Source organism: Microbulbifer sp. CnH-101-G, assembly GCF_052466775.1.
Genome location: NZ_CP174292.1, coordinates 2,448,519 through 2,474,909, shown reverse-complemented (window position 1 = coordinate 2,474,909; position 26,391 = coordinate 2,448,519). Strand labels below are relative to the sequence as shown.

General features: G+C 54.3%; 30 protein-coding genes and 6 tRNA genes. 24 read left to right on the top strand and 12 right to left on the bottom strand.

The genetic code is table 11. From position 1 onward, the window contains the following. Positions 1 to 439 precede the first annotated feature (439 nt). Positions 440 to 1,327, top strand: a complete 888-nt coding sequence (locus tag ACJJID_RS10830) for an OmpW/AlkL family protein (RefSeq protein WP_444919494.1) — start codon at positions 440 to 442, stop codon at positions 1,325 to 1,327. Positions 1,328 to 1,425: 98 nt separating this feature from the next. On the opposite strand, the gene ACJJID_RS10825 is transcribed toward ACJJID_RS10830, so the two are convergent. The 3 genes from ACJJID_RS10825 to recQ form a co-directional block, all read right to left on the bottom strand. Then, the gene (locus ACJJID_RS10825) at positions 1,426 to 1,698 is read right to left on the bottom strand and encodes a hypothetical protein (protein WP_444919493.1); all 273 of its coding nucleotides are present in this window, start codon (positions 1,696 to 1,698) and stop codon (positions 1,426 to 1,428) included. 133 nt (positions 1,699 to 1,831) lie between these two features. Further along, positions 1,832 to 3,343, bottom strand: coding sequence for a CoA-acylating methylmalonate-semialdehyde dehydrogenase (locus ACJJID_RS10820; RefSeq protein ID WP_444919492.1), 1,512 nt, complete (start codon positions 3,341 to 3,343; stop codon positions 1,832 to 1,834). 163 nt (positions 3,344 to 3,506) lie between these two features. After that, entirely contained in the window at positions 3,507 to 5,312 is a 1,806-nt protein-coding gene (recQ, locus tag ACJJID_RS10815; RefSeq protein WP_444919491.1) for a DNA helicase RecQ, read from the bottom strand. A 163-nt stretch (positions 5,313 to 5,475) separates the two neighbouring features. Between recQ and ACJJID_RS10810 the strand changes: the two genes are divergently transcribed. Next, positions 5,476 to 5,913 carry a hypothetical protein gene (locus ACJJID_RS10810; protein ID WP_444919490.1) on the top strand — a complete coding sequence of 146 codons (438 nt, stop codon included), beginning with the start codon at positions 5,476 to 5,478 and terminating at the stop codon, positions 5,911 to 5,913. Positions 5,914 to 5,915: 2 nt separating this feature from the next. On the opposite strand, the gene ACJJID_RS10805 is transcribed toward ACJJID_RS10810, so the two are convergent. Next, positions 5,916 to 6,707: a glutaminyl-peptide cyclotransferase gene (locus tag ACJJID_RS10805; RefSeq protein WP_444919489.1), complete on the bottom strand. Its 792-nt coding sequence runs from the start codon at positions 6,705 to 6,707 to the stop codon at positions 5,916 to 5,918. 9 nt (positions 6,708 to 6,716) lie between these two features. Between ACJJID_RS10805 and ACJJID_RS10800 the strand changes: the two genes are divergently transcribed. After that, positions 6,717 to 7,349 (top strand): DUF502 domain-containing protein, encoded by a 633-nt coding sequence (locus ACJJID_RS10800; protein ID WP_444919488.1) that lies wholly within the window; start codon positions 6,717 to 6,719, stop codon positions 7,347 to 7,349. 54 nt (positions 7,350 to 7,403) lie between these two features. On the opposite strand, the gene mnmC is transcribed toward ACJJID_RS10800, so the two are convergent. The 4 genes from mnmC to ACJJID_RS10780 all read right to left on the bottom strand — a co-directional run bounded on the left by mnmC (position 7,404) and on the right by ACJJID_RS10780 (position 11,048). After that, the gene (gene mnmC / locus ACJJID_RS10795) at positions 7,404 to 9,383 is read right to left on the bottom strand and encodes a bifunctional tRNA (5-methylaminomethyl-2-thiouridine)(34)-methyltransferase MnmD/FAD-dependent 5-carboxymethylaminomethyl-2-thiouridine(34) oxidoreductase MnmC (protein WP_444919487.1); all 1,980 of its coding nucleotides are present in this window, start codon (positions 9,381 to 9,383) and stop codon (positions 7,404 to 7,406) included. Between the two features lie 13 nt (positions 9,384 to 9,396). Then, the gene (fldB, locus tag ACJJID_RS10790) at positions 9,397 to 9,936 is read right to left on the bottom strand and encodes a flavodoxin FldB (protein ID WP_444919486.1); all 540 of its coding nucleotides are present in this window, start codon (positions 9,934 to 9,936) and stop codon (positions 9,397 to 9,399) included. Between the two features lie 13 nt (positions 9,937 to 9,949). Beyond that, positions 9,950 to 10,423 carry a tRNA (uridine(34)/cytosine(34)/5-carboxymethylaminomethyluridine(34)-2'-O)-methyltransferase TrmL gene (gene trmL, locus ACJJID_RS10785; RefSeq protein ID WP_444919485.1) on the bottom strand — a complete coding sequence of 158 codons (474 nt, stop codon included), beginning with the start codon at positions 10,421 to 10,423 and terminating at the stop codon, positions 9,950 to 9,952. 94 nt (positions 10,424 to 10,517) lie between these two features. Beyond that, a complete protein-coding gene (locus ACJJID_RS10780) occupies positions 10,518 to 11,048 on the bottom strand; it encodes a glycine cleavage system protein R (protein WP_444919484.1) in 531 nt (176 codons plus the stop codon). Positions 11,049 to 11,190: 142 nt separating this feature from the next. On the opposite strand from ACJJID_RS10780, the gene ACJJID_RS10775 reads away from it, so the two are divergent. The 4 genes from ACJJID_RS10775 (at position 11,191) to ACJJID_RS10760 (ending at position 13,282) form a co-directional block, all read left to right on the top strand. Then, complete coding sequence (locus tag ACJJID_RS10775; RefSeq protein ID WP_152454230.1) at positions 11,191 to 11,490, top strand: MTH1187 family thiamine-binding protein; 300 nt, start codon at positions 11,191 to 11,193, stop codon at positions 11,488 to 11,490. A gap of 22 nt (positions 11,491 to 11,512) precedes the next feature. Then, positions 11,513 to 12,325 carry a class I SAM-dependent methyltransferase gene (locus ACJJID_RS10770; RefSeq protein WP_152454229.1) on the top strand — a complete coding sequence of 271 codons (813 nt, stop codon included), beginning with the start codon at positions 11,513 to 11,515 and terminating at the stop codon, positions 12,323 to 12,325. An 83-nt stretch (positions 12,326 to 12,408) separates the two neighbouring features. Further along, positions 12,409 to 12,633, top strand: coding sequence for a YheU family protein (locus tag ACJJID_RS10765; RefSeq protein ID WP_444919483.1), 225 nt, complete (start codon positions 12,409 to 12,411; stop codon positions 12,631 to 12,633). Continuing rightward, positions 12,626 to 13,282, top strand: coding sequence for an alpha/beta fold hydrolase (locus tag ACJJID_RS10760; protein WP_444919482.1), 657 nt, complete (start codon positions 12,626 to 12,628; stop codon positions 13,280 to 13,282). Before ACJJID_RS10765 ends, ACJJID_RS10760 begins: the two co-directional genes overlap by 8 nt. Here ACJJID_RS10760 and ACJJID_RS10755 read toward each other — a convergent pair. Then, positions 13,257 to 13,544, bottom strand: coding sequence for an antibiotic biosynthesis monooxygenase family protein (locus ACJJID_RS10755; protein ID WP_152456367.1), 288 nt, complete (start codon positions 13,542 to 13,544; stop codon positions 13,257 to 13,259). The genes ACJJID_RS10760 and ACJJID_RS10755 overlap by 26 nt on opposite strands. 113 nt (positions 13,545 to 13,657) lie before the next feature. On the opposite strand from ACJJID_RS10755, the gene tusA reads away from it, so the two are divergent. Continuing rightward, entirely contained in the window at positions 13,658 to 13,888 is a 231-nt protein-coding gene (gene tusA, locus ACJJID_RS10750; protein WP_152456365.1) for a sulfurtransferase TusA, read from the top strand. A 91-nt stretch (positions 13,889 to 13,979) separates the two neighbouring features. Here the strand turns inward: tusA and ACJJID_RS10745 are convergent, their stop codons facing one another. After that, on the bottom strand, positions 13,980 to 14,666 hold the full coding sequence (locus tag ACJJID_RS10745; RefSeq protein ID WP_152454226.1) for a hypothetical protein: 687 nt from the start codon (positions 14,664 to 14,666) through the stop codon (positions 13,980 to 13,982). Between the two features lie 196 nt (positions 14,667 to 14,862). Between ACJJID_RS10745 and ACJJID_RS10740 the strand changes: the two genes are divergently transcribed. From ACJJID_RS10740 to ACJJID_RS10720, 5 genes are read left to right on the top strand one after another with little or no spacing between them, the layout of a single operon-like run. Further along, positions 14,863 to 15,567, top strand: coding sequence for an elongation factor P hydroxylase (locus ACJJID_RS10740; RefSeq protein ID WP_444919481.1), 705 nt, complete (start codon positions 14,863 to 14,865; stop codon positions 15,565 to 15,567). Next, positions 15,564 to 16,457, top strand: a complete 894-nt coding sequence (locus ACJJID_RS10735) for a 5'-3' exonuclease (RefSeq protein ID WP_444919480.1) — start codon at positions 15,564 to 15,566, stop codon at positions 16,455 to 16,457. The genes ACJJID_RS10740 and ACJJID_RS10735 overlap by 4 nt, the downstream gene beginning before the upstream one ends. After that, a complete protein-coding gene (locus ACJJID_RS10730) occupies positions 16,454 to 17,605 on the top strand; it encodes a 4-phosphoerythronate dehydrogenase (protein ID WP_444919479.1) in 1,152 nt (383 codons plus the stop codon). The genes ACJJID_RS10735 and ACJJID_RS10730 overlap by 4 nt, the downstream gene beginning before the upstream one ends. Then, positions 17,596 to 18,759 (top strand): ATP-NAD kinase family protein, encoded by a 1,164-nt coding sequence (locus ACJJID_RS10725; RefSeq protein WP_444919478.1) that lies wholly within the window; start codon positions 17,596 to 17,598, stop codon positions 18,757 to 18,759. The genes ACJJID_RS10730 and ACJJID_RS10725 overlap by 10 nt, the downstream gene beginning before the upstream one ends. Next, a complete protein-coding gene (locus tag ACJJID_RS10720; RefSeq protein WP_444919477.1) occupies positions 18,760 to 19,698 on the top strand; it encodes a class I SAM-dependent methyltransferase in 939 nt (312 codons plus the stop codon). A 69-nt stretch (positions 19,699 to 19,767) separates the two neighbouring features. Here the strand turns inward: ACJJID_RS10720 and ACJJID_RS10715 are convergent, their stop codons facing one another. Both ACJJID_RS10715 and ACJJID_RS10710 read right to left on the bottom strand, forming a co-directional pair. Then, positions 19,768 to 20,169, bottom strand: a complete 402-nt coding sequence (locus tag ACJJID_RS10715) for a hypothetical protein (RefSeq protein ID WP_444919476.1) — start codon at positions 20,167 to 20,169, stop codon at positions 19,768 to 19,770. Beyond that, a complete protein-coding gene (locus tag ACJJID_RS10710; RefSeq protein WP_444919475.1) occupies positions 20,169 to 21,383 on the bottom strand; it encodes a pyridoxal phosphate-dependent aminotransferase in 1,215 nt (404 codons plus the stop codon). The genes ACJJID_RS10715 and ACJJID_RS10710 overlap by 1 nt, the downstream gene beginning before the upstream one ends. Before the next feature lie 126 nt (positions 21,384 to 21,509). Here ACJJID_RS10710 and msrB point away from each other — a divergent pair, with 126 nt between their 5' ends. The 11 genes from msrB (at position 21,510) to queF (ending at position 26,373) form a co-directional block, all read left to right on the top strand. Further along, positions 21,510 to 21,929 carry a peptide-methionine (R)-S-oxide reductase MsrB gene (gene msrB / locus ACJJID_RS10705; RefSeq protein WP_444919474.1) on the top strand — a complete coding sequence of 140 codons (420 nt, stop codon included), beginning with the start codon at positions 21,510 to 21,512 and terminating at the stop codon, positions 21,927 to 21,929. Then, positions 21,926 to 22,702, top strand: a complete 777-nt coding sequence (locus ACJJID_RS10700) for a DUF1499 domain-containing protein (RefSeq protein ID WP_444919473.1) — start codon at positions 21,926 to 21,928, stop codon at positions 22,700 to 22,702. Before msrB ends, ACJJID_RS10700 begins: the two co-directional genes overlap by 4 nt. 161 nt (positions 22,703 to 22,863) lie before the next feature. Continuing rightward, positions 22,864 to 22,939: transfer RNA gene (locus tag ACJJID_RS10695), tRNA-Glu, on the top strand. 1 nt (position 22,940) lies between these two features. Then, positions 22,941 to 23,016 (top strand) — tRNA-Gly (locus ACJJID_RS10690). 118 nt (positions 23,017 to 23,134) lie between these two features. Next, a tRNA-Glu gene (locus tag ACJJID_RS10685) sits at positions 23,135 to 23,210 on the top strand. A gap of 34 nt (positions 23,211 to 23,244) precedes the next feature. Then, positions 23,245 to 23,320: transfer RNA gene (locus tag ACJJID_RS10680), tRNA-Gly, on the top strand. 114 nt (positions 23,321 to 23,434) lie between these two features. Further along, positions 23,435 to 23,510: transfer RNA gene (locus ACJJID_RS10675), tRNA-Glu, on the top strand. Between the two features lie 39 nt (positions 23,511 to 23,549). Continuing rightward, a tRNA-Gly gene (locus ACJJID_RS10670) sits at positions 23,550 to 23,625 on the top strand. 203 nt (positions 23,626 to 23,828) lie between these two features. After that, positions 23,829 to 24,764, top strand: coding sequence for an ABC transporter ATP-binding protein (locus ACJJID_RS10665; RefSeq protein ID WP_152454217.1), 936 nt, complete (start codon positions 23,829 to 23,831; stop codon positions 24,762 to 24,764). Continuing rightward, positions 24,761 to 25,534, top strand: coding sequence for an ABC transporter permease (locus tag ACJJID_RS10660; RefSeq protein WP_444919472.1), 774 nt, complete (start codon positions 24,761 to 24,763; stop codon positions 25,532 to 25,534). Before ACJJID_RS10665 ends, ACJJID_RS10660 begins: the two co-directional genes overlap by 4 nt. Before the next feature lie 8 nt (positions 25,535 to 25,542). After that, on the top strand, positions 25,543 to 26,373 hold the full coding sequence (queF, locus tag ACJJID_RS10655) for an NADPH-dependent 7-cyano-7-deazaguanine reductase QueF (RefSeq protein ID WP_444919471.1): 831 nt from the start codon (positions 25,543 to 25,545) through the stop codon (positions 26,371 to 26,373). Positions 26,374 to 26,391: the final 18 nt, after the last annotated feature.

Sequence of the window (26,391 nt, the reverse complement as noted above, 5' to 3'; positions counted from 1 at the left end):
GAAGAAAAATTCAACTCCGATTTCAAGGGTGTATTTTCTGATGATGTTGAACCTGCTTAATTTTTCTGAAAGATTATTTTTTTCCAGCTAAAAGTAAGATGTGGGATTTTCTGTCAATTCTATTTGGGGTCTTTTGATTCATTCCATTTTTAATTTTTAGGCACTCTATTGTGTCAGTGCCCAATTGGAATTTGGATCAATACTCGTTGTCCAACTTTCACCTGAATAAATGCTGTGGGCGTTAAACTCCTTATGAGATTAAGATCTGATTGTTAAATTTCGCGTCAAAAGATCTTATCAGTGCCATAAAAACGTAGAATTATATTTGGGCGCCAACATTTGTTTGTTTTTTCAACATCTGTGATTTCGTGCGACTAGACTGACCATTGATTGGGCTGATTGCTGTTTGATCTGCTGAATTTCAATGGAGTTACCACAAATGAAGATGACGCGTATTCTGATCCCCGTTATGACGCCCCTCGCCTTAGCAATCTCTAGTGTCGCTTCGGCAGGACCTGCTGGCTATGCCCCACCACCCCCTCCTACCCAGGAGTTCAAGATCCGGATTGGCGGGGCTTATTGGTCACCAAACTCAGACAATGTAACCTTTGCAGATCGCTGGTTACGTTTTTATGACGATGATGATGACTATGAGCGTTTCCGTGATTGGGGTGCTTTCAGAACCAACCTTGACCCAGATGGTGAGTGGGGCTGGTTTATTAATGCTGAATGGAAACCGACAGATCACTGGGGTGTCTCCCTGAGTTACCAACAAGGTGATCGCCATACCGGTGGTAGCCGTGACCCTTGGTTGTGGCGTTTCTGGGATGATGACTGGGATGACGATCTATTTGATCGCCGCCGCGGTGATTTTGCCCGCTGGAAGCCCCAAACCACGGCCGCGTACCTGAACTGGTATCCACTGGATCCCAGCTGCCTGGTACAGCCCTACATGGGTATCGGTATTAACTATACCGACTTCAGTGATGAGCGCCTCAGACATTGGGGTTTCTGGCATGAGGATGATGATAACAACTTAGTTTGGCGCGAATGGGATGGCCGCGTGAACTTTGGCGATAGCTGGGGTTATACATGGCAAATTGGTGTTGATTTCACCTTTGGCCATGATAGTAGCTGGCTGATTAATGTGGCTGCTATTTACTATGATGTAACCACAGACGTTGAAGTGGATACCTTTAATCGCCGCTTCTTTGATGATGATGACGATTTTAACCGCTGGTGGGAGCACAGATTCGGAGGTGACTACGAGTTTGATCCCTGGGTATTCAACATCGGTGTAGGCTATAAGTTTGATTTCAATTGGTAATCAATCTTATCCTTTAAAAAGGGGCGCGTTGCGCCCTTTTTTTGTTGGTTTTATAAATTATTTGACATGCTGGGCGAATTTTTTTGAGCTGAACTACTTTAGCCTAATTTTCTACCGTACCTGCTGCATTTATTCTTCCTGAATTTATCTCTGTACTGCCGAATCTTTCCCTTCCATTCATCCATCTTTTTACCAGAGCCTCCCTTTTTTCTTTTGTCCTGATAGTGCTCAATCTTATTGTTCCAACTTTGGCACTGTTTCAGAGTGGCACTTTGCGCTATGGATATTGAGGGTATGGCGGTGGTAAGCAAGAAAAATAGGATGGCAGTAAATGCTTTAATTATTGTTTTTTTGCTAGGTCTCTTAGACATTTCTATCTCCTTAGATTTTAGGCTTTCGTTATTGCCGGTACATCAAGGGAGGCAGGTTTAGTTTGGGTGGGGCTAGTTTGATATTTTTTTGCTGGTGGAAGGGGCGGATATCCGCCCCTAATTTTATCTCTAATTATCCATTACTAGGGAAACTGTATTGCGCTCCTTCTCTTACCCCGCTCGCGGGCCAACGCTGGGTGATAGTCTTACGCTTGGTATAAAATCGCACAGAATCTGGCCCATAAGCGTGCAGGTCCCCAAATAGGGAGCGCTTCCATCCGCCGAAACTATGATGTGCGACAGGTACAGGCAGAGGCACATTAATGCCCACCATGCCCACTTTAATATTGTCACTAAAGTAACGGGCAGCTTCCCCATCTCGAGTAAATAGGCAAGTACCATTGCCGTACTCGTGAGCATCAATGATATCCATCGCTTCCTGCATGGTATCTACACGCATTACACAGAGCACTGGGCCAAAAATTTCATTGCGATGTATGGCCATTTCTTGGGTAACACGATCAAACAGGCAGGCCCCCAGGTAATTGCCACTTTCGTAGCCTGGAACCTTCATATTGCGGCCATCCGCTACCAGTTCCGCGCCCTCTTCGATTCCGGCAGTGATTAAGCCCTCCACCTTGTTTAGGTGCGTTTGGGTAACCAAAGGCCCCATATCGTTTTGGTTGTTCATGCCATCGCCAATCTTTAGTTGGGCAATTTGTTCTTTAAGCTTTGCTACTAAAGTGTTGGCTGTTTCATCGCCTACTGCAACGGCTACAGAAATAGCCATACAGCGCTCACCGCAGGAGCCGAAGGCAGCACCCATTAATGCGGCTACCGCGTTGTCCAGGTCGGCATCCGGCATCACGATGGCATGATTCTTTGCGCCGCCAAAGGCTTGAACTCTTTTACCGTGGGCAGTGCCTGTGGTGTAGACATATTCTGCAATGGGCGTTGAGCCTACAAAGCTTACCGCCTGAATACGCTTGTCGGTTAGCAATGTGTCCACGGCCTCTTTATCGCCGTTAACAACATTTAAAACCCCGGCCGGGATGCCGGCCTCGATACCTAGTTCTGCGATAAATAGGGCAGAGGAGGGGGTGCGTTCAGAGGGTTTTAAGATAAAGGTGTTGCCGCAGGCAATTGCCATTGGCCACATCCATAGAGGTACCATGGCGGGAAAGTTAAATGGGGTAATTCCTGCACAGACGCCCAGAGGTTGGAACTCACTCCAAGAGTCAATGGCTGGGCCAACGTTCTTACTGTGCTCGCCTTTGAGCATCTCTGGTGCAGAGCAGACATATTCAATATTCTCGATGCCCCGCTGTAGCTCACCCATAGCATCATTGAGCACTTTACCGTGCTCCAGAGTGATCAGTTCACAGATCTTTTCTGCATTTTCTTCCAGCAGATCTCGTAAACGGTACATGATACGCACGCGCTTTGCTGTGGGCAGGTTACGCCAGGCGGGGTAGGCGGCTTCTGCCGCAGAGATTGCCTCTTCAACGGTGTCTTTGCTGGCCAGCGCGACTTTACCGATTATTTCATTCGTTGAGGGGTTAGTTACATTTTGTAGGCGAGGGTGCTGGGACGAATCGTCGCTGGTAGATAGCTTGCCATTAATCAGGTGACCAATAACTTTCATGGTTTCCTCTCACTGGGGGGGGTATACGTTATTTTTTTACCTCTTTGTGCCTTTGTAACACAGGTCACCCCAGCTGGGAAAATCCACCAGATGTTGGAGCTTGGAATAAAATGCGCCATCTGAGCCGTTTTTATTTTTTTATAATTTTATTGATTAGTAGTCCTTAATTGTGTTTGGGGAAGTCCCTAAGGACGGCGAGAAAAGCATCGCCAAAACGTTCCAGTTTACTATCGCCAACACCGGAGACTGCTAGGAGTTCACTGCGGGTTTGGGGGTGTGCTTTTACCATCCCACGCAAGGTGGCATCGTGAAAGACGACATAAGGCGGTACCCCGCGCTCTTCGGCCAGTTGTTTGCGGCAGCTGCGAAGCGCCAGCCAGAGAGGTTCCTCTTCCGGGTCAAGATCTTCCAGAATTGCCGCATTTCGGGTTTGGGCACGAGGGGCTTTCTTGGGGAGTTTACGCAGTTGCAGCTTTTCCTCTCCGCGCAGTAATGGGCGGCAGTTTTCGGTGAGCCTGAGTCCTTGGAATTCACCTTCAACGTCCAAATAGCCTCTCACAATCAGTTGCCGTACCACGGCTCTCCACTCACTGCTGCTGAGATCTTTGCCAATACCATGGGTAGTGAGCTGGTCGTGATTGAATTTTCGCACCTTTTCATTATCGGAACCGCGCAGTACGTCAATCACATGGCTGGCTCCAAAGCGTTGACCGGTTCGGTACACACAGGAGATCAGTTTGATGGCGGCTTCGCTGCCATCCCAGGTGGCGGGTGGTTCCAGGCAGATATCACAGTTGCCACAGGGGTGCTCGAGAGTTTCAGCAAAATAGTGCAGTAGTGCCTGACGTCTACAGCTGGTCATTTCACATAGGCCCAACATGGCGTTGAGTCTTGTGCGCTCAAGGCGTTTGTGTTCCTCGCTACCTTCTGAGGATTCCACCATTTGCCCGAGTTTGACCACATCTTCCAGGCCATAGAGCAGTAATGCTACAGAGGCTTCTCCATCGCGCCCAGCCCGACCGGTTTCCTGATAGTAGGCTTCAACGCTTTTGGGCAGGTCGAGATGCACCACAAAACGCACATCGGGCTTGTCGATACCCATACCGAAGGCAATGGTGGCGACAACGATCACCCCTTCTTCGCGCAAAAAACGGCGTTGATGTTCTGCGCGGGTTTCTGCCGGTAAGCCCGCATGGTAGGGAAGGGCGGTAAAGCCTTGCTGGCTGAGCCACTCGGCGGTGTTTTCCACTTTGGCGCGTGACAGGCAGTAAACGACTCCAGCCTGGCCCTCCTGCCCGTTTTTCAGAAATTGCAGGAGTTGTTTACGTTGATTGTCCTTGGGCTCGATTCGGTATTGGATATTCGGACGGTCGAAACTGCTGACAAAATGCCGGGCGCTCTCCAGATCGAGGCGCTGGGCTATCTCCACACGGGTGCGTTTGTCCGCCGTGGCAGTCAGCGCAATGCGCGGCACCCTGGGAAACTGCTCGTGCAAACAGCTGAGTTGTAGGTAATCCGCACGGAAGTCATGACCCCACTGGGAGACACAGTGAGCCTCATCAATGGCAAACAATGAGAGCTCGACACGCTGTAAAAGCGCCAGTGTTCTAGGTTGTAACAGGCGCTCCGGGGCTAAATAGAGTAAGTCGAGCTCGCCGTGTAGCAACTGGCTTTCTATGGCCTGGGCTTCGTCGTAGGAAATGGAAGAATTCAGGTAGGCGGCTCGAATACCAGCCTCTTGTAATGCCTCAACCTGATCCTGCATCAAAGCGATTAATGGCGATATCACCACACCGCATCCGTGTCGAGCTAGGGCTGGAATCTGGTAGCACAGGGATTTGCCGCCACCGGTGGGCATAAGTACCAGGGCGTCATCGCCGGCCATGAGTGTCTCAATGACTTCTTCCTGAGGGGCGCGGAAGTGGGTATAGCCGAAGACGTGTTCGAGAATATGTTGTGGGGAATTCATGGCGGCGGAGTATACCCCGCGTAGCGACTTTGTGCGGTGGGTTTATAGGGTGGGTTGCCTTGAAATACAATGCAATGGCAGCTTATAAGTTGTGACAGAATTCACGGGTTATAATCACATTTCACCTCGCATCTCATCACAGCGGTCGCCTAAGGATAGGTCTATGCGCACTTTGATCGTGCTTTTTGTGTTGTGGTTGACAGTTCTGGCCGGGCTTTTCGGCTGTTCCTCTAGTACTAGTACTCCGCGTACACTTGTGCAGTCTGTTGTGGCGGACACTCATCTGGGCTGGCGTCCGGCTCCGGAGAATCAGTTGGCATTTTCTCTGGCTACCGCCTCTGGTGTTGCTCAGATTGAGCTACAGCCGCTGCCTGACCAGTTTACCCTGGTATCGCTAGAGCTTCTCGGTATGCGCAATGTCGAGGGAATTCAGTGGCAGGATGAAAAGGGTGAGTCCACCATGCTTTACGATGGACAGGCAGGGCTTGATGGTGTCAGCTTGCAAAGTCGGGACCACGGCTTTCACCTGCAGTTGCAGCTCTCCTCAATGGATTATTTGCGTAACGGTGGAGTTCTGACGGTTATTGATCGCAGGCAATGAGCTCAATGGTCTGTGCTTTTAGTAAAGCCCAGGCCCTGAGGCCGGATCAGGTAGAGTTGTTTCCAGAATTTTCCCGTTACCCAGAGACCATTTCGGCTTTTATCCCAAGCGATGCCATTGGCCACAGTGTCCGGGTGTTGGAGTACATCGGGATTAAGCCGACCTAGATCGATCGCGCCACGTACTTCACCGCTCTTGGGATCTATGGCGATGATGCGACTGTCCTGCCAGATATTGGCCCAGATCAAGCCCTCGGCAAATTCGAGCTCATTCAGATTCGACCAGATTTCTCCCGCTCCATGTACTTTGAGCTGACGCTTGACCTCAAAGGTGTCGGGATCGCGAAAGATCAGTTTATCGCTGCCATTACTCATAATCAGGGATTCGCCATCGCTGGTAAGCCCCCAGCCCTCGCCACTGTATTGCTTAACCCCTAAATGCTGCAGATCACTGGCGCTGTAGATATGTAATTCACCGGCTTTATAGGTAAGTAGGTAGAGCTTATCGCCCAGCACGGTAAGCCCTTCGGCAAACAGCCTGCCCGGTAGCCATTTGCGCCTTACAGGTTTTTTGCTTGGGTCGGTATACTCGGCGAGCCAAGAACGGCGGTAGAGGCCACTGCTTTCCCACCAGCGTTGGCCGTCGAAATAGAGTCCCTGGGTGAAATGATTCCCACCCCGTTGGCGCTCCTCCAGAATGGAAAAGGGGGTTGCCTTTAGCTGTGCTTGTGCTGCTATTGGCAGCAGGCAAGATAAGAGCAGCGGTATCCAGCTGCGGAGAGTAAGTCGGTACATCAATTATCTATGACCAGAGTAAAAACCTTTATTACCTTGACCCTTTTGGGTGGTTTGGCGGTGGTGCTGCCCATCGCAATCTTAGTACTTTTATTCCAGTGGTTGTTAGGCCAGGTCAGTGAAATTGTCGCCCCCGCCGTTACTTGGCTGGAAGCGAATACAGAATTCAAGGATACCCTTGCCAAGCTTGTGGTGATAGCGCTGATTCTGGGGGGCTGCTTCTTGATTGGCCTGCTGGTGAAAACCAGTATCGGCAACTGGCTGCACCGCCATGTTGATCATTGGCTCGGTCGCCTGGCACCAGGGTATAGCACCATTAAAGATTTGGTTGTGCAATTTATCGGTGGTGGCGGTGAGGGGGTTCTTTCCGGGCCTGTGGCACGAGTGCGCATCCACGGTGCGGATAATCCGCTCACGGTGACGGCGATTGTGACCTCTCAGCACGTCAATGGCGAGATGACGGTTTACGTACCAACGGCTCCAGTGCCCACATCGGGATTTGTTTTCCATGTGCCGGCGGAGTGTGTGGAAATACTGCCTGGCGTAAGCGTTGAAGCGGCCATGAAAACCATCGTGGCCTGTGGGGCCGGCAGTGCCAGAATGTTGGCTCCGCCGGGGAAAACGAAAGCAGAGAAAGCTTAAAGCAGGGGATGTCTCAAATATGGGAGTCAAGAAAAGTCTCAGCTCCCAACTCGATTAGCGATTTTTGCCCAGGTCGCGGATGGCAAAGCGCGCTGGGTGTAAAGCCTTGGCCAGGCCTGCACTGACCGGCAAGGGCCCGCCCATTATCCAGCTGGCGAGTAATTCGGCCGTTAGCGGCGCGTAGGTAAAACCACGGGAGCCAAGGCCGCCCATCACGTAGAGCCCCGCCTGATAGTCCGACTGCTCAGTGATCAATAATTTGCGGTTTTTGCGCAAGTTTGCATAGGTGCTGTCCAGGGATTCCCAGTCGGGAATTGGCCCGGCAACTGGCAGGTAGTCCGGTGTAGCAGCGCGCAGTGCGGCGCGGCCACAAAAATCCTGGTTGGAAAATTCCTCGGCAAACTGCGGCAGCAGTTCTGCCAGTGTCTGCAGGTTTTCCCAATGCTCACTTTCACGTAACTCTGTGGCGGTTTCCTTGAGCTTGAAGGTGGCGCCGAAGCTCTGGCGCCCCTCGTGGGCCGGAGTGATATAGCCCTCGCCACAGAGGGCAATTTTTAATTTTGCGGAGGTCTCTGTGGCGCGCACTCGGGAGACCTGGCCGCGTATTGGCCGCAGAGGCAGGGCTTCAGCCGGTGCAAAGCTGCGAATATCATTGGCTCCACAGAGAATCAGCGCCTCCGTTTCTATCTCTTTGCCTTCTGTACGCAGCAGCCACTTGTCATGTTGACGAGTCAGAGCATCCACTGCTGTGCCCTGGTCTCGGGTGATATTTTGGTGCTCCAGGAGCGCAGCGCACACTTTTTGGGGTTCCAGCCAGCCCGCCTCGGGAAAGTAAAGCCCGCCAAAATGAAGATCTACGCCGGCTAGCTGACTAGCCTCCTCACAAGAAGCCATTCGGGCCAGGTTTTGCCCTTGGTGCTCTGCCAGGCTAGTGGCGATCTGCTCCTGTAGCAGCTTCTCCTTATCACTCTGAGCCAGTTGTAAGAGGCCATTAAAATGTGCGAGCTGCGGACAGTGTTGCTGGTAATATCGCTGGGCGAACATCAGGGCATGGAGATTAAAGTCTCCATTTGGGCCCGGTTTGGGGGAGAGCTTGCCGTAGAGTATGCCCTGGTCGTTGCCGGAACCGCCGCTGCCTGGGGCTGGTCCGCGCTCAATAATTTGTACTTGTACACCGCGCTCTGCGAGTGCCCTGGCAATGGTGGCACCGGAAATTCCGCCACCGATTACTGTGGCAGTTTTCGGCTGCTGTGGCTCGCTGCGGGGCAGGTGCCAAGGAGTGTTATGGTGCTGAGAGCCGTGTAACTGTTCCAGAGTGCCGCACAGCATTTCCCGCTTGCTGCCAAATCCCGGCACTTTACGCAGGGCGAAGCCCGCCTCGCGTAGGCCACGCTTGACCAGCCCCGCACAGGTGAAGGTGGCAAAAGTTGCGCCGGGTCGACTCAGGCGGGCCATGTTTGCGAACAACTCTTCAGTCCACATGTCCGGATTCTTGGCCGGCGCAAAACCATCCAGAAACCAGGCATCGACATATCGATCGCGGTTCTCTTGTTGTATGCACAGGCTATCTAAAGCCTGGCTGGCCTCCCCAATAATCAGAGTTAGCTTTACTGGACCGAACTGCAGGCGGTGAACGCCTTCGGCCAATAATGGGGGGTAGGCTTCAATCAAAGCTTGGCAGTAGGGCTGCAGTTGTGGCCACAGTGCCAGGGCGCGCTGCAGATCCTGGGGGTGCAGGGGGAATTTCTCCACACTAACAAAGTGCAGCTGCGCATTTATCGGAGCGGTTTTCTGCCATAGCTCCCAGGCGGCGAGAAAGTTTAAGCCGGTACCAAAGCCGGTTTCGCCAATAGTAAAAATGGCATTCTCGGCCAGGGTAGCCCAGCGTTCCGCCAGCGCATTTTGTTGCAGGAATACGTAGCGGGTTTCTTCCAATCCGGAGGCGGTGGAGAAATAGATATCGTCATAGGCACGGGACAGGGGTTGGCCATCTTCACGCCACTGGATATCCGCTTGTTTGCCGGATTTGCTCACTTCAATTCTACCCTCAGGCTCCGTCCTTAAGGCCGAATTCGCGCATGACCTGGTCGCACCAGCGGCTAATACGTTCCTCGCTGAGGTCAAATTCATTCTCTTCATCGAGGGCGAGGCCGACAAATTGGCTGCCATCTTCGGTCAGTCCTTTGGACTCCTCAAATTCATAGCCTTCGGCAGGCCAGTAGCCTACGGCACGGGCGCCGCAGGCGAGCAGTTGGGCGTGCAGATAACCCAAGGCGTCCTGGAACCACTGTGGGTAGCCCTCCTGGTCGCCGAGCCCAAATAGGGCGAAGGTCTTACCGTGCAGGTCCAGCCCTGCCAGGTCGTCCCAGATATTCTCCCAATCTTCCTGCAGCTCCCCGTAATCCCAGGTGGGAATACCAAACAGTAAGAAATCGTAGTCCTCGGCCAGGTTGATATCCGCCTCGGCCACGTTGTGCAGGTCGATCCACTGGGGGCCAATATATTGGCGGATTTTTTCTGCGGCCATTTCGGTGTAGCAGGTGCTGGAGCCGTAAAACAGGCCTATTGGAGCTTGGGAGCTTGGCATAACAAAAAAATTCTTACTGCTGGTCTATGGCGCCGTTGAAGTCGAGCTGTCGCCAGGCTTCATAAATCACAATGGCGGCGGCGTTGGACAGGTTGATACTGCGGCTCTCGGCGCGCATGGGGATGCGCAGGGTGTTTTCCGGGCCCACCATTTGTAGAAACTCCGCCGGTAGACCACGGGTCTCGGGGCCAAACACAATGGCATCGCCGTCTTGGTATTCCACCGAGGTATGACTGTGGCTGCCTTTGGTGGAGAGGGCCAACACCCGCGCAGGTTTTTCGTTTTCGATAAAAGCTTGCCAGTCAGGGTGGCGGACCACGCGGCTATATTCACTGTAATCGAGCCCGGCACGGCGCAGGCGTTTGTCGTCCATGTCGAAACCCAGGGGTTCGATCAGGTGCAGCTCGGCGCCGGTGTTGGCGCAAAGTCGAATAATATTGCCGGTGTTCGGGGCAATTTCCGGTTGGTATAGGACAATTTTGAACATTGCTTGGCGGACGCCCTGGTGCGGTACTTTCTAGCTAGGGTGATTTGAGCCGGGCGGCGGGCCCGGCTTTGTATGGCAGCGGATTATTCCACAATTAGAGAGGAGTGGCGATCTCCTCACAGTCGATCTCGACCCCCAGTTCATTGGCAATCTGGTCGAGTTCATCACGCAGGCCGTCGAGATCCATATCTTCGTCCACATTGATAATGCATTCGGCAGTAAACAGAGGTTCACCGCTCCACGGAGTGCTGCCGTAGGTGGTTTCCAGCTGATCCATATTGATATGGTGAGCGCTGAGTGCACGGGAGATCTCCCGCACAATGCCGGGGCGGTCGTTGCCTACCAGCTTCAATGTCAGGGTCTGTTGGGGCTTGGTGCTAACGGCGATTGCGTCTTCAACAATCAGGTTGTAACCAGCCTGGGCGAGACTAGCGAGGGCATCCTTCAAGCCTTGGGTTTTATCTCCAGGGACGGCAACGCGCAATATACCGGCAAATTTTCCGGCGAAATGCGCCATATGGCTGTCTTCCCAGTTGCCTCCGTTATCCGCAATGACTGCAGAAAGCTTTTCTACAACACCGGGCTTATCGTTGCAGATCATGGAGATAACGAGATGCTGTTGCATATTTAGTTCCCTTTTTGGTTCCTTTGCTTCAGTAAAGACGTGTCACTTGCATTGTAATAGGATCTCGTCGGATAACTCTATCGTCCAATCTCAAAGCCATTTTTCTTTTCCGAATAACCGGTAACTTAGCGAGGGACTGTCAATGAAAGTCATTGCCGATTTGTGCGTGATACCCATGGGTGTGGGGGTGTCTGTCAGTAAGTATGTTGCGGAGTGTGAAAAGGTGCTGGCGGAAGCCGGGCTCACTCACCACCTACATGCCTATGGCACCAACATAGAGGGGGACTGGGATACGGTGATGGCAGCGGTAAAAGCTTGTCATGAGCGAGTCCACGCGATGGGCGCGGATCGCATCACCACCAGCCTGAAATTGGGAACTCGTACGGACCGGAACCAGTCATTACAGGATAAGATCGACAGCGTGCGATCGAAGCTGGATTAACGATAACAACACAGGAACGATTATGACGATCAATATCAAGAAATCCCTGCTGGCTCTGGCCGGTGCCCTGGCCCTGGCTGGCGGCGCCCAGGCCGCCGACCTGAATTCTGTCATCAAGGGGGATCACCGCAGCAAGGAGTACGCCGCACGCGACCAATACCGTAACCCGGCGGAAACCCTGGAATTTTTGGGTATTAAGCCAGATATGACGGTGGTGGAAATCACTCCCGGCGGTGGCTGGTACACCGAAATCCTCGGGCCCTACCTGGGCGAGAAGGGCAAGCTTTACGCAGCGCACTTCCCGGAGGATAGCGAGTCTTCTTACTACCAGCGCTCTTTGAAGGGCTTCAAAGACAAGCTGGCCGCCAATAAGAAAGCCTACAAGAATGTCGTAGTCACCGAATTCTCACCGCAAACCGGTCGTGAGATAGCCCCCGCAGGCAGCGCCGATGCGGTAGTGACTTTCCGTAACGTACACAACTGGATGTACCGTGGTTATGAAGACAAGGCTTTTGCCAGCTTTTATAACGCGCTGAAACCCGGTGGCGTTCTCGGTGTAGTGGAGCACCGCGCCAAGCCTGGTACCAGTAAAGAGGACATGGTCCAGAGCGGCTATGTGACCCAGGAATATGTTATTGAAGTGGCTAAGAAGGCCGGCTTTGAGTTGGAAGAGGCTAGTGAAGTTAACGCCAACCCGAAGGATACCGCCAAGCACCCGAAAGGCGTTTGGACCCTGCCGCCCTCTTTGCGCCTGGGTGATGAAGATAAAGAGAAGTACCTGGCCATCGGCGAGAGCGATCGTATGACCCTGCGCTTCCGCAAACCGAAATCCTGAGTTTTAATGCCCTTCTACCAATACTGGTAAATACCGGGAGTGGCGCTCGCCGCTCCCGTCTCACCTCTGGATATGAAAGTTGTATGATCATTCCCTTTACGCAGTTGGACCCCAACACCTTACAAAACCTATTGGAAGAGTATGCCACCCGTGAGGGCACCGAATATGGTGAGCGCGAGGTGGAACTGCCGGAGAAGGTGGCGAGCTTGCGCCGCCAGATGCAGTCGGGCGAAGTGGTAATTTGGTTCGATCCCGGCGAGGAGACAGTCAATCTGGTGCTGGCAGAGGATCTGCCCGCCGATGTCTGAATACATCATCGATAGGCCCCAAGCCTCTCAAGCGCTTAAGTCCCCTAAAGCGCGCTTTCTGTTTGCCCATGGTGCCGGCGCGCCTATGGACAGCGACTTTATGCAGGCGCTCGCTGTTGGGTTGTGTAAACAGGGCATCGAAGTGGTGCGTTTCGAGTTTCCCTACATGGCTCAGCGCCGCAGTGGTGGCAGCAAGCGGCCGCCAAACACCATGCCGCAGTTACAGGAGTGTTTTGAAGCGCAGATTGAGCGTTTTGCGGGGGATCTACCCCTGTTTATTGGGGGTAAGTCTATGGGGGGGCGAATAGCGAGCCTTTTGGCGGACAAAAGCTTCGAGCAGGGTTTGATTGCCGGGCTGATTTGCTTGGGCTATCCATTCCACCCCCAGGGCAAGCCAGACAAGCTGCGTACTGAGCATCTGTTGGATAGTGTTTGCCCCACTCTGATTGTGCAGGGAGACCGGGATCCTCTTGGCAGTCGCGAGGAGGTGTTGACCTATGGGTTGTCGGATTCCATTGAGATTGAGTGGCTGGTTGATGGTGACCACGATTTCAAACCCCGTCGTGCCAGCGGCTATACCCAGGCTCAACACTGGGATTCGGCGATAGATAAGGCGGCGGGCTTTATGCAGCGGTCTCCAGGATCGTGATGCGCTCCTGACCCACCAATAATGGGGCCAGCTGGGCCATTTGGGCGCGCCGATCCTCGCTTGTGTACCAGTGTTGCCAGTGCAGTTCGGACTGCCACTTGGACAGAGTAAAGCGGCGCAGTGGATTGCCCCTTTCGATATACGTTTGCCCCTCGATAAAGCCCACGGTGCGGTAGGCGCTGGTGAGGATTCTGCGCGCGGCCTCCTCGTAGCTGCTTTGCATCTCGGCGGCGATTTCCCGTTCAATCAATACATAGATCATCATGTCCCCAAAACGCGATAGGGTCTTAGTGGATTCTAGTGCGCCAGTCTGCGGAAGAGTCGACAGCCAGTTTCCTGATGACGAAGTGCGCTAAATTGCGCACAATAAATACCATGAAGTTTGATCACACCCTCGATGCCCGCGGCCTGTTGTGCCCGGAACCTGTAATGATGCTGCACTCAGCGGTGCGAAATGTCGCCGATGGGGAAGTATTGAAGATGATGGCCACCGATCCCTCGACTCAGCGGGATGTACCCAAGTTCTGCCAGTTTCTCGGCTATGAACTGGTGCAGCACGCGGAGGAGAACGACGAGTTCGTCTTTTGGATTAAGAAGGCGGAATAGCGGGTCAGCGAATGCCCCGGCCCTGTCTCGACAGGACCGGGGGTACACACTCCCGGTGAAACCTCTAATCGACTCTTGGGTCGCTTGGTACTTATGGCGTCGTTACCAGAGCGGCAATGGCGGCCAGTGCCTCAGGGTCCTCGGATTTGATCTTGTTGGCGATGTGGTGTTGGAAGAAGTAGCGAAAGCCCTCACTCTCCTGCGCCGGGTATAAACAGTGGTCCCCCGGTAGCACCGGGGTGGTCTCGACCACGTCGTGGTCGATCAGCATACCGTGAATAGCGCCGTCGGCGTGGAGTCTCCAGCTGATGACCTCGATCAGTGTCAGGTTCTCCCGGTCCTCATCCATAAACACTGCGTGAGTGCCAATGGTGTCGGGAATCTCCTGCAGCACCTCCTCGGCCTTGCTGCTCTCATACTCAAAGTATTCCGCCGCAGTCTCCAACTCGACGACTTTATGGATGGGGGGATGGTGAAAGATGTCCTCAATGCCGGGGTCATAGTAGCCCTCGAAACGTCCGTCCAAAGGGTCCTTGATATCTGGACAGGCCACTATGGAGTTTAACCAGGGAACGAGGCCTACGACCTCGCCATTCGCTTTGAGTCCCCAGCAGAGTATTTTCAAGCTGTATAGATCTGTTCCACTGGAGTTGTTGGAGTAGAGCATTTCCAAGCCGTCTAGCTCCGGCGAAAGGCGGATAAAGCGCCTGTCCGCAGAAGTTTCGATCGGCTCGCCGGTGAAGAGGTCAACCACATTGTTGATGCTGTGGTCTGTCATGGAACACCTCCTGGCAGGGCCGGTTATTTACCGTCTCCGATCAGAGCTAAGGTGCGACTGCCAAGGCCCTATCTCTGAAGGAAGACCGGGGCAGGAGGGTAATTGACTGCTTTAGACCCCTCCTCGGGGAATACGCTGAAAGGCGGGTACTCACGGGTGCTCAGCGGCCTCCCTGTGAATAAAGGTATATGTTGATTTGCAGAAATACAACCGGGCCTGGGAGCACCTGTTAAGGCAGCACGACTTTGATCGAAGCGCCCCCGTTGATATAGTCCCCCGCCTTTGCGGTACCCCGGAGAACATCTTGCCTGCCCCTAACCCAGAAATGGCTCCAGTTTCTAAAACACCCCTTGAAGCCAGATCCACTGCCGAAGGGATTGTGGCGGTCTTCAACCGTTGTTTTGCCGCACCAGAGGGGCTAAATACCCGACTTTGCGGCGGCTTTTCCGAGCCTTACTATCGGCCCGCCGGGGACCAGCAGGGCTACCACCAAGTGGAGTTCACCCTGGATTATGCCGCCAGTGCTTTACATGAGGTGGCTCACTGGTGCGTGGCCGGCGTGGCCCGCCGGCAATTGCCGGACTACGGCTACTGGTACGCGCCGGATGGGCGCAGTGCCGAGCAACAGGCCGAATTCGAGCAGGTGGAGGTCAAGCCCCAGGCATTGGAGTGGATTTTTGCCCGAGCCTGTGGCCTTCGTTTCCGGGTCAGCGCAGACAACCTGGAGAGCGGCCTTGGCCCCAGTAACAGTTTCAAAGAAGCGATTTGGCGCCAAGTCCAACGCTACTGTGCCGAGGGACCCAACCAGCGTGCATGGACTTTTGCTGCGGCTCTCGCGGAGGCGTTTACCCAGCCAGATCCATTGAATGGCGACGCCTATCATCTGTCGGAGCTATCGTGAGTAGTTACCTGATCGACTCCTCGGTCTATATCTTTCGCTACTACTTCGCTTTGCCACCCAACTGGCAGAGCCGCAGTGGCTATGACACAGAGGCGGTTTACGGCTTCACTAACTTCCTGCTGGATCTATTGGCGAGAAGCCCGCGCCATATCGCCTGTGCTTTCGATGAATCTCTGGGCAGTTGCTTTCGCAATACGCTTTACCCGGACTATAAATGCAGTCGCGCACTGCCAGACGAGGCCCTGGCCTTCCAGTTGGCGGCCTGCCGGGAGATGGCGGAAGTCCTGGGTATCGCCAGCTTCTCCAGTGAGCGCTATGAGGCGGACGACATCCTCGCCACACTGACGCGAAAACTGCGCAATCACGCTCCGATCATTGTGAGTCGTGATAAAGACCTGGGGCAGTTGCTGGCTCGCGGAGCCTCCAGTCTGTGGGACTTCGCCGCAAACCAGCATATGGACAGCGCGGCTCTTGAGCAGAAGTTTGGTGTAAGACCTGCGCAGATTGCCGACTACCTGGCACTGGTGGGGGATACCAGTGACGATATTCCCGGAGTGCCCGGCATTGGCGCCAAGACCGCGGCGCGGTTGTTGGAAGAGTTTGATGATGTCGAAGCGCTGCTGGCACAGCGAGAGCGAGTGGCAACACTGCCTATTAGAGGAGCAAAAGGGCTTGCCCGGCGGCTGGAAGAGTATGCCGATCAGTTGCGCCTAGCAAAACGCCTGACAAGCCTGGTGGAGGATATTCCCCTTGGTATCAAGGTAATGGATTTGCGTCCCCAGCCGGTGGATCTGGAGCTGGCTATGGCTCTGGCGAAGGAATTTGGGATCGGTGGGCTGGTGGGAAAAATGGAGCGCACTCTGATGAGCGCTGAAGGAGAATCTACATGAGTGAAAGCCATGCACAGGGCGTTGGCCTCAAGATTGTTGCCGATGAGAATATACCGGCACTGGAGCAGTATTTCGGCGACCTGGGCACGCTGGTGCGCTATCCGGGCCGTACACTGACCCGCGAGCAATTGATCGATGCGGACATACTGCTGGTGCGCTCTGTCACCCGGGTGAATCAGAGCCTGTTGGAGGGCACCCCGGTGCGTTTCGTGGGCAGCTGTACCATTGGCACCGATCACCTGGATACCGACTGGATGGAGCGCAACGGCATTTACTGGAGTGCCGCGCCCGGCTGCAATGCCAATTCGGTGGTTGAATATGTATTTTGTGCGTTAGCCGCCCTGAAGGTCGACTGGCGCGGGCGCAGCTTTGGCATCGTCGGGTGTGGCAATGTAGGGGGGCTGCTGCAAAAGCGTCTGCACACATTGGGCGCCAGCTGCGCTATCTATGACCCTTGGTTACCAGATAACCCCGACTTTGCTCCTCTGGAGCAAGTACTGGGTCAGGACATTGTGTGCCTGCACGCGCCTCTAGTAAAAAGTGGGCCATTTCCCAGCTTGCATATGATCGGTGAGGAGCAACTCGCTCAGATCCGCGATGATGCTGTTTTGATTAGCGCTGGCCGCGGAGCGGTAGTCGATAATCGAGCGCTATTGCAGGAATTACAGCGGGAAAAACGTTTTAAAACGGTGCTGGATGTCTGGGAGGGAGAGCCAGGTATCAATACCGAGTTGCTGGAGCTGGTGGACTTGGGTAGCCCGCATATCGCCGGATACAGTTTAGATGGCAAGCTCGCCGGCACTCGTATGATTCGCGAGGCGCTCTCTAATGCGCTGGATCTGGCTCTGCCAGAAAATATCGGCGATGCCGATAATACGCAAGCTGAGGCCGGGCGCACTCCAATTGAACCCGTGAAGGAGAGTGCGGCGCCGATAGTGGATTTGCTATTGCAAATGTACGACCCACGCGAAGATGACGCGCGCCTGCGTGAAGCGGCTCGAGGCACAGAACCTATGGCCAAGGCTTTCGATCGCCTGCGCCGTGAATACCCTGAGCGTTTGGAGTTTTCCCATTACCGCACTGCAGCGCAAACCCTGGGTGAAAAAGATAGAGAAGAATTGGCAGTACTGGGGCTCAAGTGCGATTAGAGAAGCAAGTTAAGACGCTCGGTTTGATTATCAATCCCTGGGCCGGTGTTGGCGGCCCAGCGGGGCTAAAAGGCAGCGACGGTGCCGAGACGGTGGCACAGGCCTTGGCGGCCGGTATCGAACCCCAATCCCATAAGCGCGCCGCAATTGCCCTGGAGGCCTTGGCACCGTTTCGGCAGCAGCTGGAGTTCTTGTGTTTTGCCGGCGATATGGGCGCGGAGACGGCTCGTGAACTGGGCTTTGCCGTGCGCGAAGTGGGTGCAGCCGAGTCCACTCCATCAACACCGCAAGATACCGAGAGAGCGGCGGCGGCGATCCGCGATGCCGGTGCCGACCTGATTGTATTTATTGGCGGTGATGGCACTGCGCGCAATATGACCAATGCCCTGGGGGATCACTTCCCGGTGTTGGGTATTCCCGCCGGTGTCAAAATGCACTCCGCCTGTTTCGCCATTTCCCCCAAAGCCGGTGGCGAGGTGTTGCGAAAATTGTTGGCTGGTGAGCTGGTGGATTTGTGCGAGCGCGAAGTGCGCGATATTGATGAGAACAGTTTTCGCCAGGGGCGGGTGAGCACTCGTCATTACGGTGAGTTGCTGGTGCCTCAGGAGGGCCATTTCCTGCAAGCGGTAAAGAATGCCGGGCGCGAGGTGGAGGAACTGGCCGTAGCGGATATCGCCGCGGAGGTCGTTGAGGAGTTGGAGTCGGATACCTTGTATATCGTTGGCCCCGGCTCAACCACGCTGGCCATCCTGAACGAGTTGGGGTGCGACGGCACTCTGCTGGGGGTGGACCTGCTGTGTAATGGTGCCTTGGTGCAAAAAGATGTCAGCGCTCCGCAAATTGAGGCGGCGATCGCCGAGTACAGAAATTCGGAAGATAATGGTCAAGTGAAGATTGTGCTCACTGCTATCGGTGGCCAGGGGCATCTGTTCGGCCGCGGTAACCAGCAGTTCTCCCCCAAGGTTCTGCGCCAAGTTGGTCGCGAAAACCTGATAGTTGTTGCCACCAAAACCAAAATCACTGAGCTCGGCGGGCGTCCTCTGTTGGTGGACAGCGGCGACCCCGAGCTGGATCGGCAGTGGAGCGGTTTTATCCGTGTGGTTACCGGCTACCGCGATGCGATCCTCTACCCCCTGAGTAATGGAGAAGTTTGAGTGTCTACCGATTGGCAAGTGCTACTGCAGCAGGTTGAGCCCAAGTTAGTACCGGGTGGCGGTGACAGCCGGCGTTTGTTTCACGGACGCGGTCGTTGTTTTGCAGGCCTGGAGCAGGTTTGTGTCGATAGTTTTTTTCCCGCGTTGCTGGTTACTTTTTTTGAGGAGTACGAGGGGGAGGGGGAGCTGTGCGAGAAGCTCTGGCAAATGGCCGAGGGTTTCGGTTACCAAGGCGTGGCCGCACAGCGACGTTACCTGCACGGTGCGCCACTGGAGTGGCAGTGTGGCGAGCCAGTAGCTGCACCCAAGGCGCTGCGCAACGGCCTGCAGTTTCCACTGACCTTTGATCGACAGAATGTCGGTTTCTTTCTGGATATCGAACCCGGCCGCGCCTGGCTTGAGGCGCAGGTGCGGGAGCACTCGGGGCGGGAATCGGTAAAGATGCTGAACCTCTTCGCATTTACCTGTGCATTTTCTGCCGTGGCCCGTGCGGCCGGGGATATTGAAATAGTCAATGTGGATGTGAATCGGGGCGTATTGAATCGCGGCCGTGAAAACCACGAGGTGAATGGCCTGTCCCTGCGGGGCATTCAATTTTTGCAATTCGACGCGCTGCGCCAGTTCAAGCGCTTCGACCGCCGGGGACCCTTTGAGCTGGCTATTGTAGACCCGCCCACGCGCCAGAAAGGCCGCTTCGATGTGAGCCATAACTACGAAAAGCTATTGCAACAGCTACCTGCCTGCCTCGCCGATGAGGCGGACCTGCTGATGGTGATTAACTCTCCGCGCCACAGTGAAGCGCATTTTCGCGAATTGATTCTCGGTGCCGATAGCGGCTATGAAGTGGTAGAGCGGCTGGCGCAAAACCCGGATTTCCCGGACCGGGACCCGGATGCCGCCCTAAAAATGCTGCATGTTAAATATCGCCGCCAGAAATAGCGGCACCATTTAACGACAATAGCTCCTAACTAAACCAGCCCCTAGCGACTGCGGCCTCGGCCGCCTAAATTACAGTTCTGCAAACTCTCGCATCAGGCGCTCCACCAGCGCCTGTAACTTTGCAGAGGAACCATCGCGCACGGCGCTGTTGAGCAGCTGCGCGTTGCTCTGGCCAGAATTTTCTTCCTTGTTGATTAACAGCAAAAATCCCCGGTGGCTCAGTACCACTTCCTCCGCAGCTTCCTGGCGCACCAGCTGGGAGAAGTGAATGTAGCCACTCTGTTTTAACCAGCTGATAGCCCCCAGGCAGGCCAGATGCCGGGGCGAGTGCAGGCCGAATTCGTCCGGGGTATCTGGTCCGGCAATGTCCTCCACGTAAAGGGTGGAGGGCAGGGGGAACTGGCCAAACAGTGCCAGTAAAATCCTGCCGGCATCGCGGTAAAAATCGTGGATATGTAAATCGTCCAACATCAGCGGGTATATCGCTCCAAAAAGTAACCCAGTCGTTCAATCGCGTGGGAGAGGTCGTCGGCGCGGGGCAGAAAGACAATGCGCAGGTGGTCGGGTGCGTCCCAATGGAAAGCGCTGCCCTGTACCAAGAGGATTTTCTCCTGGCGCAGGAATTCCAATACCAGTTGCTCGTCATTCTCGATTTTATGGTGGTCCAAATGCAACTTGGGAAACAGGTAAATGGCACCACTGGGTTTGACACAGCTGACACCGGGGATGTCGTTGAGCATGCGGTGGGCCAGGTCTCGCTGCTGGCGCAAGCGGCCGCCGGGTAGTACCAGGTCATTAATGCTCTGATAACCTCCCAGTGCCGTTTGCACCGCAAACATGGCTGGCACGTTGCCGCACAGGCGCATGGAGGCAAGCATATCCATGCCTTCGATAAATCCTTTTGCGCGATGTTTGATGCCGCTGATAATCATCCAGCCGGAGCGGAAGCCTGCCAGGCGATAAGACTTGGACAGCCCATTAAAGCTGAGGCAGAGCACATCCGGTGCCAATTTGGCCATGGGAGTGAACTCCGCGTCGTCGTAGAGGATTTTGCTATAAATTTCATCGGCAAAAATCACCAGGTGATGACTGCGCGCCACCTCTACAATTTCTTCTAACAGGGCCTTTGGATAAATAGCCCCGGTTGGATTGTTGGGGTTGATCACGACAATACCGCGGGTACGGGGTGTGATTTTTGCCTTGATATCCTCAATGTCGGGTAGCCAGTCAGACTCCTCGTCGCAGCGGTAGAGTACCGGATTGGCTCCGGCGAGATTAGTGGCGGCCATCCAAAGTGGGTAATTGGGCATGGGCAGCAATAGCTCATCGCCATTGTTGAGCAGTGCCTGGGTGGCCATGGAAATCAGCTCGGAGACGCCGTTTCCCAGATAAATGTCGTCAATTTCTACGTCCTGGATACCCAGGGTCTGGCACTCCTGCATAATGGCTTTGCGTGCGGCGAACAATCCCTTGGATTCCACATAGCCCTGTGCCTGGGAGAGGTTGTGGATGACATCCTGGATGATTTCATCCGGTGCATTAAAGCCGAAGGGCGCGGGGTTGCCGATATTTAGCTTGAGGATACGGTGCCCTTCTTCCTCCATGCGATGGGCCTGCTCCATCACCGGGCCGCGAATCTCATAGCAGACGCCGTGCAGTTTTTCAGATTTATGGATGTCCTTCATGATGGTGCGGCAGCCCTGTAACTTGGCAGGAGCAGCCTGGACCGCGAGCGAGCTGCGCGACAGGCGGGACGTTCACTGGCGGCGACTGCCGCTCCTGCGGGAACGGTTAAAACGGAACGAGAGAGTATGGCAAAACCAAAAGACGATAACTACTGGCGTGATCAGCTGACAGATGAGGAGTTTGAGGTCTGTCGCAAGGGTGGGACAGAAGCTCCGTTTAGTGGCGAATATTGGGATGTTTTTGACGACGGTGTCTACCGCTGTCGCTGCTGTGGCGAGGTTTTGTTTGAATCCGAGGCAAAATTTCAGAGTCACTGTGGCTGGCCCAGCTTCGATGCGGAGTTCACTGTGGGAGTTATTCGGGAGCTGGCCGATAGTAGTTTTGGCATGGAGCGTGTCGAGATTCGCTGCAGTCAGTGCGACAGTCACCTGGGGCATGTGTTCGATGATGGTCCCACCGAAACCGGTCTGCGCTACTGCGTGAACTCCCTGTCGGTGAAATTAGATCAGGAGCCCGGCGGGGAAGAGGGAGGAGAGGGCAAATGAGCAGGGTGCACTGGAGTCGCTGGTTGTTATGGATACAGTGGGCGCTACTTGGGATTATCGTGCTCGCTGGTTTGGCGCTGAGGTTTGGGCTGTTGCGCTTCGGTGTGGTTTTCAAGGTATTTACCTATGCCGGAGGGGCGGCCCTCGCCATCGCTCTGGCCAGCCTGCTCGTATTTGTTTGGGGTTCGCGCAACCACAGGCCACAGGTGCGCAGCAACGCCCTCTGGGCGGCCCTGCTAGGACTGCTACCGGTGGCAGTACCCTTGATCACTGTGGGTAAAGACAACTTCAACGTGCCCAAAATCCACGATATCACTACCGATACCCGCAACCCTCCAAAGTATCAGGCGGTCCTGTCTCTTCGAAAGGCCAGCGACAATAGTGCCGAGTATGCTGGAGAGCCTGTGGCAAAACTGCAGCGTGAGACCGATATCTACTCCGACATCTATCCATTGCATGTACATATGTCCGTAGCCAGTACCACCGAGCTGGCGGCGGAGGTGGCAAAGAAACTGGGTTGGAAGATTGTCTCTTACGAGCCTGAGAAAGGGCACCTAGAGGCAACCGACCGGACCCTGCTGTTAGGCTTTACCGATGACATAGTGGTGAGAGTGCGGCCGGAAGACGATGGGGGCTCAAGAGTGGATGTGCGTTCCAGCTCCCGTGTAGGGGTGAGTGACCTGGGCGCCAATGCAAAGCGTATCCGTGAATTTATCGAAGAGTTGCACCTGCGCGTACTCAGTGTGCGCTACGGTGGGGCTTCTGACACTTAAATTATCCTTCCGCAAACGGTGGGGTTAGGTAAGTGTCTGACAATAAAAGAAAAAAATTTCATTTCGGGTGTTGACAGCATCCCGAACGGTACATAGAATGCGCCCCACTTCTGACGCAGAGCTACACTTAAAAACGCAGCGAAACGACAGAAGGTTTCTGGGTCCCCATCGTCTAGAGGCCTAGGACACCGCCCTTTCACGGCGGTAACAGGGGTTCGACTCCCCTTGGGGATGCCACGCGGGAATAGCTCAGTTGGTAGAGCGCAACCTTGCCAAGGTTGAGGTCGCCGGTTCGAACCCGGTTTCCCGCTCCAAGTTTCCGCTTTGCGAGATGATCTCTAGTCAGCTCACAAAGCACGTCACCGAGAAATCAGTGACATTGCCATGGACAGCATGGCAGCACCGGACCATAAGGCCGCAGTGCAAGTTTCTGTCCCCATCGTCTAGAGGCCTAGGACACCGCCCTTTCACGGCGGTAACAGGGGTTCGACTCCCCTTGGGGATGCCAATACGACCCGGTAGCAATGCTACCGGGTCAAATTGCGGGAATAGCTCAGTTGGTAGAGCGCAACCTTGCCAAGGTTGAGGTCGCCGGTTCGAACCCGGTTTCCCGCTCCAATTTTGCTTTTGAATAGATCTTTGGCCCTATTCAAAGGTGAAGTCACCGCGAGGTGGCAATGCCATGGACAGCGTGGCAGCACGGGACCGAAGTGGTTGTAGTGCAAAGTTTCTGTCCCCATCGTCTAGAGGCCTAGGACACCGCCCTTTCACGGCGGTAACAGGGGTTCGACTCCCCTTGGGGATGCCAATACGGCCCGGCAGCAATGCTGCCGGGCCAACGCAAAATGCGGGAATAGCTCAGTTGGTAGAGCGCAACCTTGCCAAGGTTGAGGTCGCCGGTTCGAACCCGGTTTCCCGCTCCAAGATAAAAAAGCCGCTCAATCGAGCGGCTTTTTTATTTTCCGATATATTGCTTCTAAGTTTATTACTTGCACTGGTATTGCCGGGGAGCGACTGTGCGCCTGGAATTCCGCCCTCCGCGGCTAGGGACTTCCCCGATGTTTCCACCGGTTGAAATTATTCGGGTAAGTGCGTTGAATGGCGCATTCAGTGATAGGAATTCGCAATGACTGCCGCACTATCTATTCATGATCTGCAAAAAACCTACGATGGCGGCTTCCAGGCCCTGAAAGGGATCAGCTTTGAAGTACAGCCCGGGGATTTCTTTGCCCTGCTGGGGCCAAACGGTGCGGGCAAATCCACCACTATTGGCATTATCTGCTCGCTGGTGCGCAAAACTGCCGGCAGCGTGTCAATTTTTGGTGTCGATATCGATAGTGATTTTGCCGCTGCCAAGCGCCTGCTGGGGGTAGTACCGCAGGAATTCAATTTCAGCCAGTTTGAAAAGGTCTTCGATATTGTCGCCACCCAGGGCGGTTTCTATGGGATGCCGCGCAAGTTGGCGGAGGAGCGTACAGAGCAGTACCTGAAGCAACTGGGGCTTTGGGACAAGCGAAATACCCAGGCGCGGATGTTGTCTGGGGGAATGAAACGACGCCTGATGATCGCACGGGCACTGATTCACGAGCCGAAGCTGTTGATTCTGGATGAACCCACTGCCGGCGTGGATATCGAGCTGCGCCGCTCCATGTGGGCCTTTCTGGAAGAAATTAACGCTCGGGGTACCACGATTATTCTCACCACCCATTACCTGGAAGAGGCGGAGAGCCTATGTCGTAATATCGCCATCATTGATAAGGGCGTTATTGTTGAGAATACCTCGATCAAATCCCTGTTGAAAACCCTGAACCGCGAGACATTTATTCTCGACAGTAGTGAGCTGCTTAGTAAGACGCCGGAACTTGCAGGCTTCGAATGCCGCCTGCTGGACAGCCATTCCCTGGAGATTACGGTGGAGAAAGGGCAGTCGCTGACAGAGGCTTTTGTCGAGCTCAAAGCCCAGGGGATTACCGTAACCAGCATGCGTAACCGCGCCAACCGCCTGGAGGAGCTTTTTATTTCCATGTTGTCCGAGGAAAAAGAAGAGGGGTTGGAGTCGTGAGCGGTAAGTTGACCTGGATATCCTTCAGCACCATTTTGCGCCGGGAGGTGCGCCGTTTTATGCGTATCTGGCCGCAGACACTGGTGCCGCCGGTGATCACCATGACATTGTACTTTGTGATCTTCGGCTCTCTGATTGGCAGTCGTATCGGGGAAATGGGTGGATACCCTTATATGGAGTTTGTGGTGCCGGGCCTGATTATGATGTCGGTGATTACCAACTCCTATGGCAATGTGGTGTCCTCTTTTTATAGTGCCAAGTTTCAGCGCAGCGTTGAGGAGCTGTTGGTGTCACCTACACCAAACTGGGCGGTAATGGCTGGTTATGTGCTGGGCGGTGTGGCGCGCGGTTTGATCGTAGGCCTGATTGTCACTTTAGTAGCGATGTTTTTTACCTCCCTCAGTGTTGAACACCTGGGAGTCACCATCGCAATTGTGTTTCTCACATCGACATTGTTTTCCCTGGCGGGCTTTATCAACGCGATTTATGCCAACAGCTTTGATGCCATATCGATAATTCCCACTTTCGTTTTGACTCCGCTCACCTATTTGGGTGGTGTTTTTTACTCCATTGACCTGTTGTCACCCTTTTGGCAGGGATTGTCGAAACTGAACCCGATTCTCTATATGGTGAATTCCTTTCGCTATGGAATATTGGGGGTTTCCGATATCAATGTGGCCTGGGCATTTGTTGGGGTCTTGGTATTTATTGCACTTCTCGCCAGCTGGGGACTCTACCTGATGAGTCACGGCAAGCGATTGAGGCACTGAGGTTAAGTATGAGCAGAGAAGATTGGCAGAACCTCCCGCTGGGCCGGGAGACCGTTTACGAATCCAGTTATAACCCGGAGCTGTTGCACCCGATTCAGCGCTCTATCTCTCGAGGCCAGCTGGGGCTGTCCGTCGGTGCCCTGCCATTTTTCGGAGAGGATGAGTGGTGGGGCTTTGAACTCTCCTGGCTCAACGCCAGAGGCAAGCCCCAGGTAGCCGTGGCGCGCTTCAGCTTTCCAGCGGAAAGCCCCTGTATGGTGGAGTCCAAGTCTTTTAAATTGTATTTGAATTCCTTTAACCAAAGCCGCTTTGAATCCTGGCGCCTGGTGCAGGATACCTTGTTACGGGATTTGAGTGCAGCGGTGGGTACTGCCGTGAGTGTTACTCTGCTGGAGGTGGAAGATATCTCCCTGGATGTGCAGAGGCCACAAGGATTTTGTCTCGACCAGCTGGATATTGCCGTAGAGCAGTACCAGCCGGATTCGGCACTGCTGGCGCTGGATGAGAGTGGTGTGGAGGTTACAGAAACCCTCTACAGCCATCTACTGCGCAGCAATTGCCCGGTTACCGGCCAGCCGGACTGGGCCACGGTGATGGTGGAGTACAAGGGGCCGATGCTACGGCGCGAGGCGCTACTCGCTTACTTTATTTCCTTCCGTGAACACCAGGATTTCCATGAACACTGTGTGGAGCGGATTTTTTGCGATCTGCAAAACCTTGCAGACTTTTCCGAGCTAACAGTCTGTGCCCGCTATACCCGCCGGGGAGGCTTGGATATCAATCCCATACGCTCCACTCGCATTGAAAAGCCGCTACCGCCGCGCTTCGCCCGCCAGTAAATTCTCAAAACCTCTGGT

Bases quoted from the DNA above. Each gene is read 5' to 3' on its own strand.
- ACJJID_RS10830 (WP_444919494.1), top strand. From the start codon at position 440: ATGAAGATGACGCGTATTCTGATCCCCGTTATGACGCCCCTCGCCTTA.
- ACJJID_RS10825 (WP_444919493.1), bottom strand. From the start codon at position 1,698: ATGTCTAAGAGACCTAGCAAAAAAACAATAATTAAAGCATTTACTGCC.
- ACJJID_RS10820 (WP_444919492.1), bottom strand. From the start codon at position 3,343: ATGAAAGTTATTGGTCACCTGATTAATGGCAAGCTATCTACCAGCGAC.
- recQ (WP_444919491.1), bottom strand. From the start codon at position 5,312: ATGAATTCCCCACAACATATTCTCGAACACGTCTTCGGCTATACCCAC.
- ACJJID_RS10810 (WP_444919490.1), top strand. From the start codon at position 5,476: ATGCGCACTTTGATCGTGCTTTTTGTGTTGTGGTTGACAGTTCTGGCC.
- ACJJID_RS10805 (WP_444919489.1), bottom strand. From the start codon at position 6,707: ATGTACCGACTTACTCTCCGCAGCTGGATACCGCTGCTCTTATCTTGC.
- ACJJID_RS10800 (WP_444919488.1), top strand. From the start codon at position 6,717: ATGACCAGAGTAAAAACCTTTATTACCTTGACCCTTTTGGGTGGTTTG.
- fldB (WP_444919486.1), bottom strand. From the start codon at position 9,936: ATGCCAAGCTCCCAAGCTCCAATAGGCCTGTTTTACGGCTCCAGCACC.
- trmL (WP_444919485.1), bottom strand. From the start codon at position 10,423: ATGTTCAAAATTGTCCTATACCAACCGGAAATTGCCCCGAACACCGGC.
- ACJJID_RS10780 (WP_444919484.1), bottom strand. From the start codon at position 11,048: ATGCAACAGCATCTCGTTATCTCCATGATCTGCAACGATAAGCCCGGT.
- ACJJID_RS10775 (WP_152454230.1), top strand. From the start codon at position 11,191: ATGAAAGTCATTGCCGATTTGTGCGTGATACCCATGGGTGTGGGGGTG.
- ACJJID_RS10770 (WP_152454229.1), top strand. From the start codon at position 11,513: ATGACGATCAATATCAAGAAATCCCTGCTGGCTCTGGCCGGTGCCCTG.
- ACJJID_RS10765 (WP_444919483.1), top strand. From the start codon at position 12,409: ATGATCATTCCCTTTACGCAGTTGGACCCCAACACCTTACAAAACCTA.
- ACJJID_RS10760 (WP_444919482.1), top strand. From the start codon at position 12,626: ATGTCTGAATACATCATCGATAGGCCCCAAGCCTCTCAAGCGCTTAAG.
- ACJJID_RS10755 (WP_152456367.1), bottom strand. From the start codon at position 13,544: ATGATCTATGTATTGATTGAACGGGAAATCGCCGCCGAGATGCAAAGC.
- tusA (WP_152456365.1), top strand. From the start codon at position 13,658: ATGAAGTTTGATCACACCCTCGATGCCCGCGGCCTGTTGTGCCCGGAA.
- ACJJID_RS10745 (WP_152454226.1), bottom strand. From the start codon at position 14,666: ATGACAGACCACAGCATCAACAATGTGGTTGACCTCTTCACCGGCGAG.
- ACJJID_RS10730 (WP_444919479.1), top strand. From the start codon at position 16,454: ATGAGTGAAAGCCATGCACAGGGCGTTGGCCTCAAGATTGTTGCCGAT.
- ACJJID_RS10715 (WP_444919476.1), bottom strand. From the start codon at position 20,169: ATGTTGGACGATTTACATATCCACGATTTTTACCGCGATGCCGGCAGG.
- ACJJID_RS10710 (WP_444919475.1), bottom strand. From the start codon at position 21,383: ATGAAGGACATCCATAAATCTGAAAAACTGCACGGCGTCTGCTATGAG.
- msrB (WP_444919474.1), top strand. From the start codon at position 21,510: ATGGCAAAACCAAAAGACGATAACTACTGGCGTGATCAGCTGACAGAT.
- ACJJID_RS10700 (WP_444919473.1), top strand. From the start codon at position 21,926: ATGAGCAGGGTGCACTGGAGTCGCTGGTTGTTATGGATACAGTGGGCG.
- ACJJID_RS10665 (WP_152454217.1), top strand. From the start codon at position 23,829: ATGACTGCCGCACTATCTATTCATGATCTGCAAAAAACCTACGATGGC.
- queF (WP_444919471.1), top strand. From the start codon at position 25,543: ATGAGCAGAGAAGATTGGCAGAACCTCCCGCTGGGCCGGGAGACCGTT.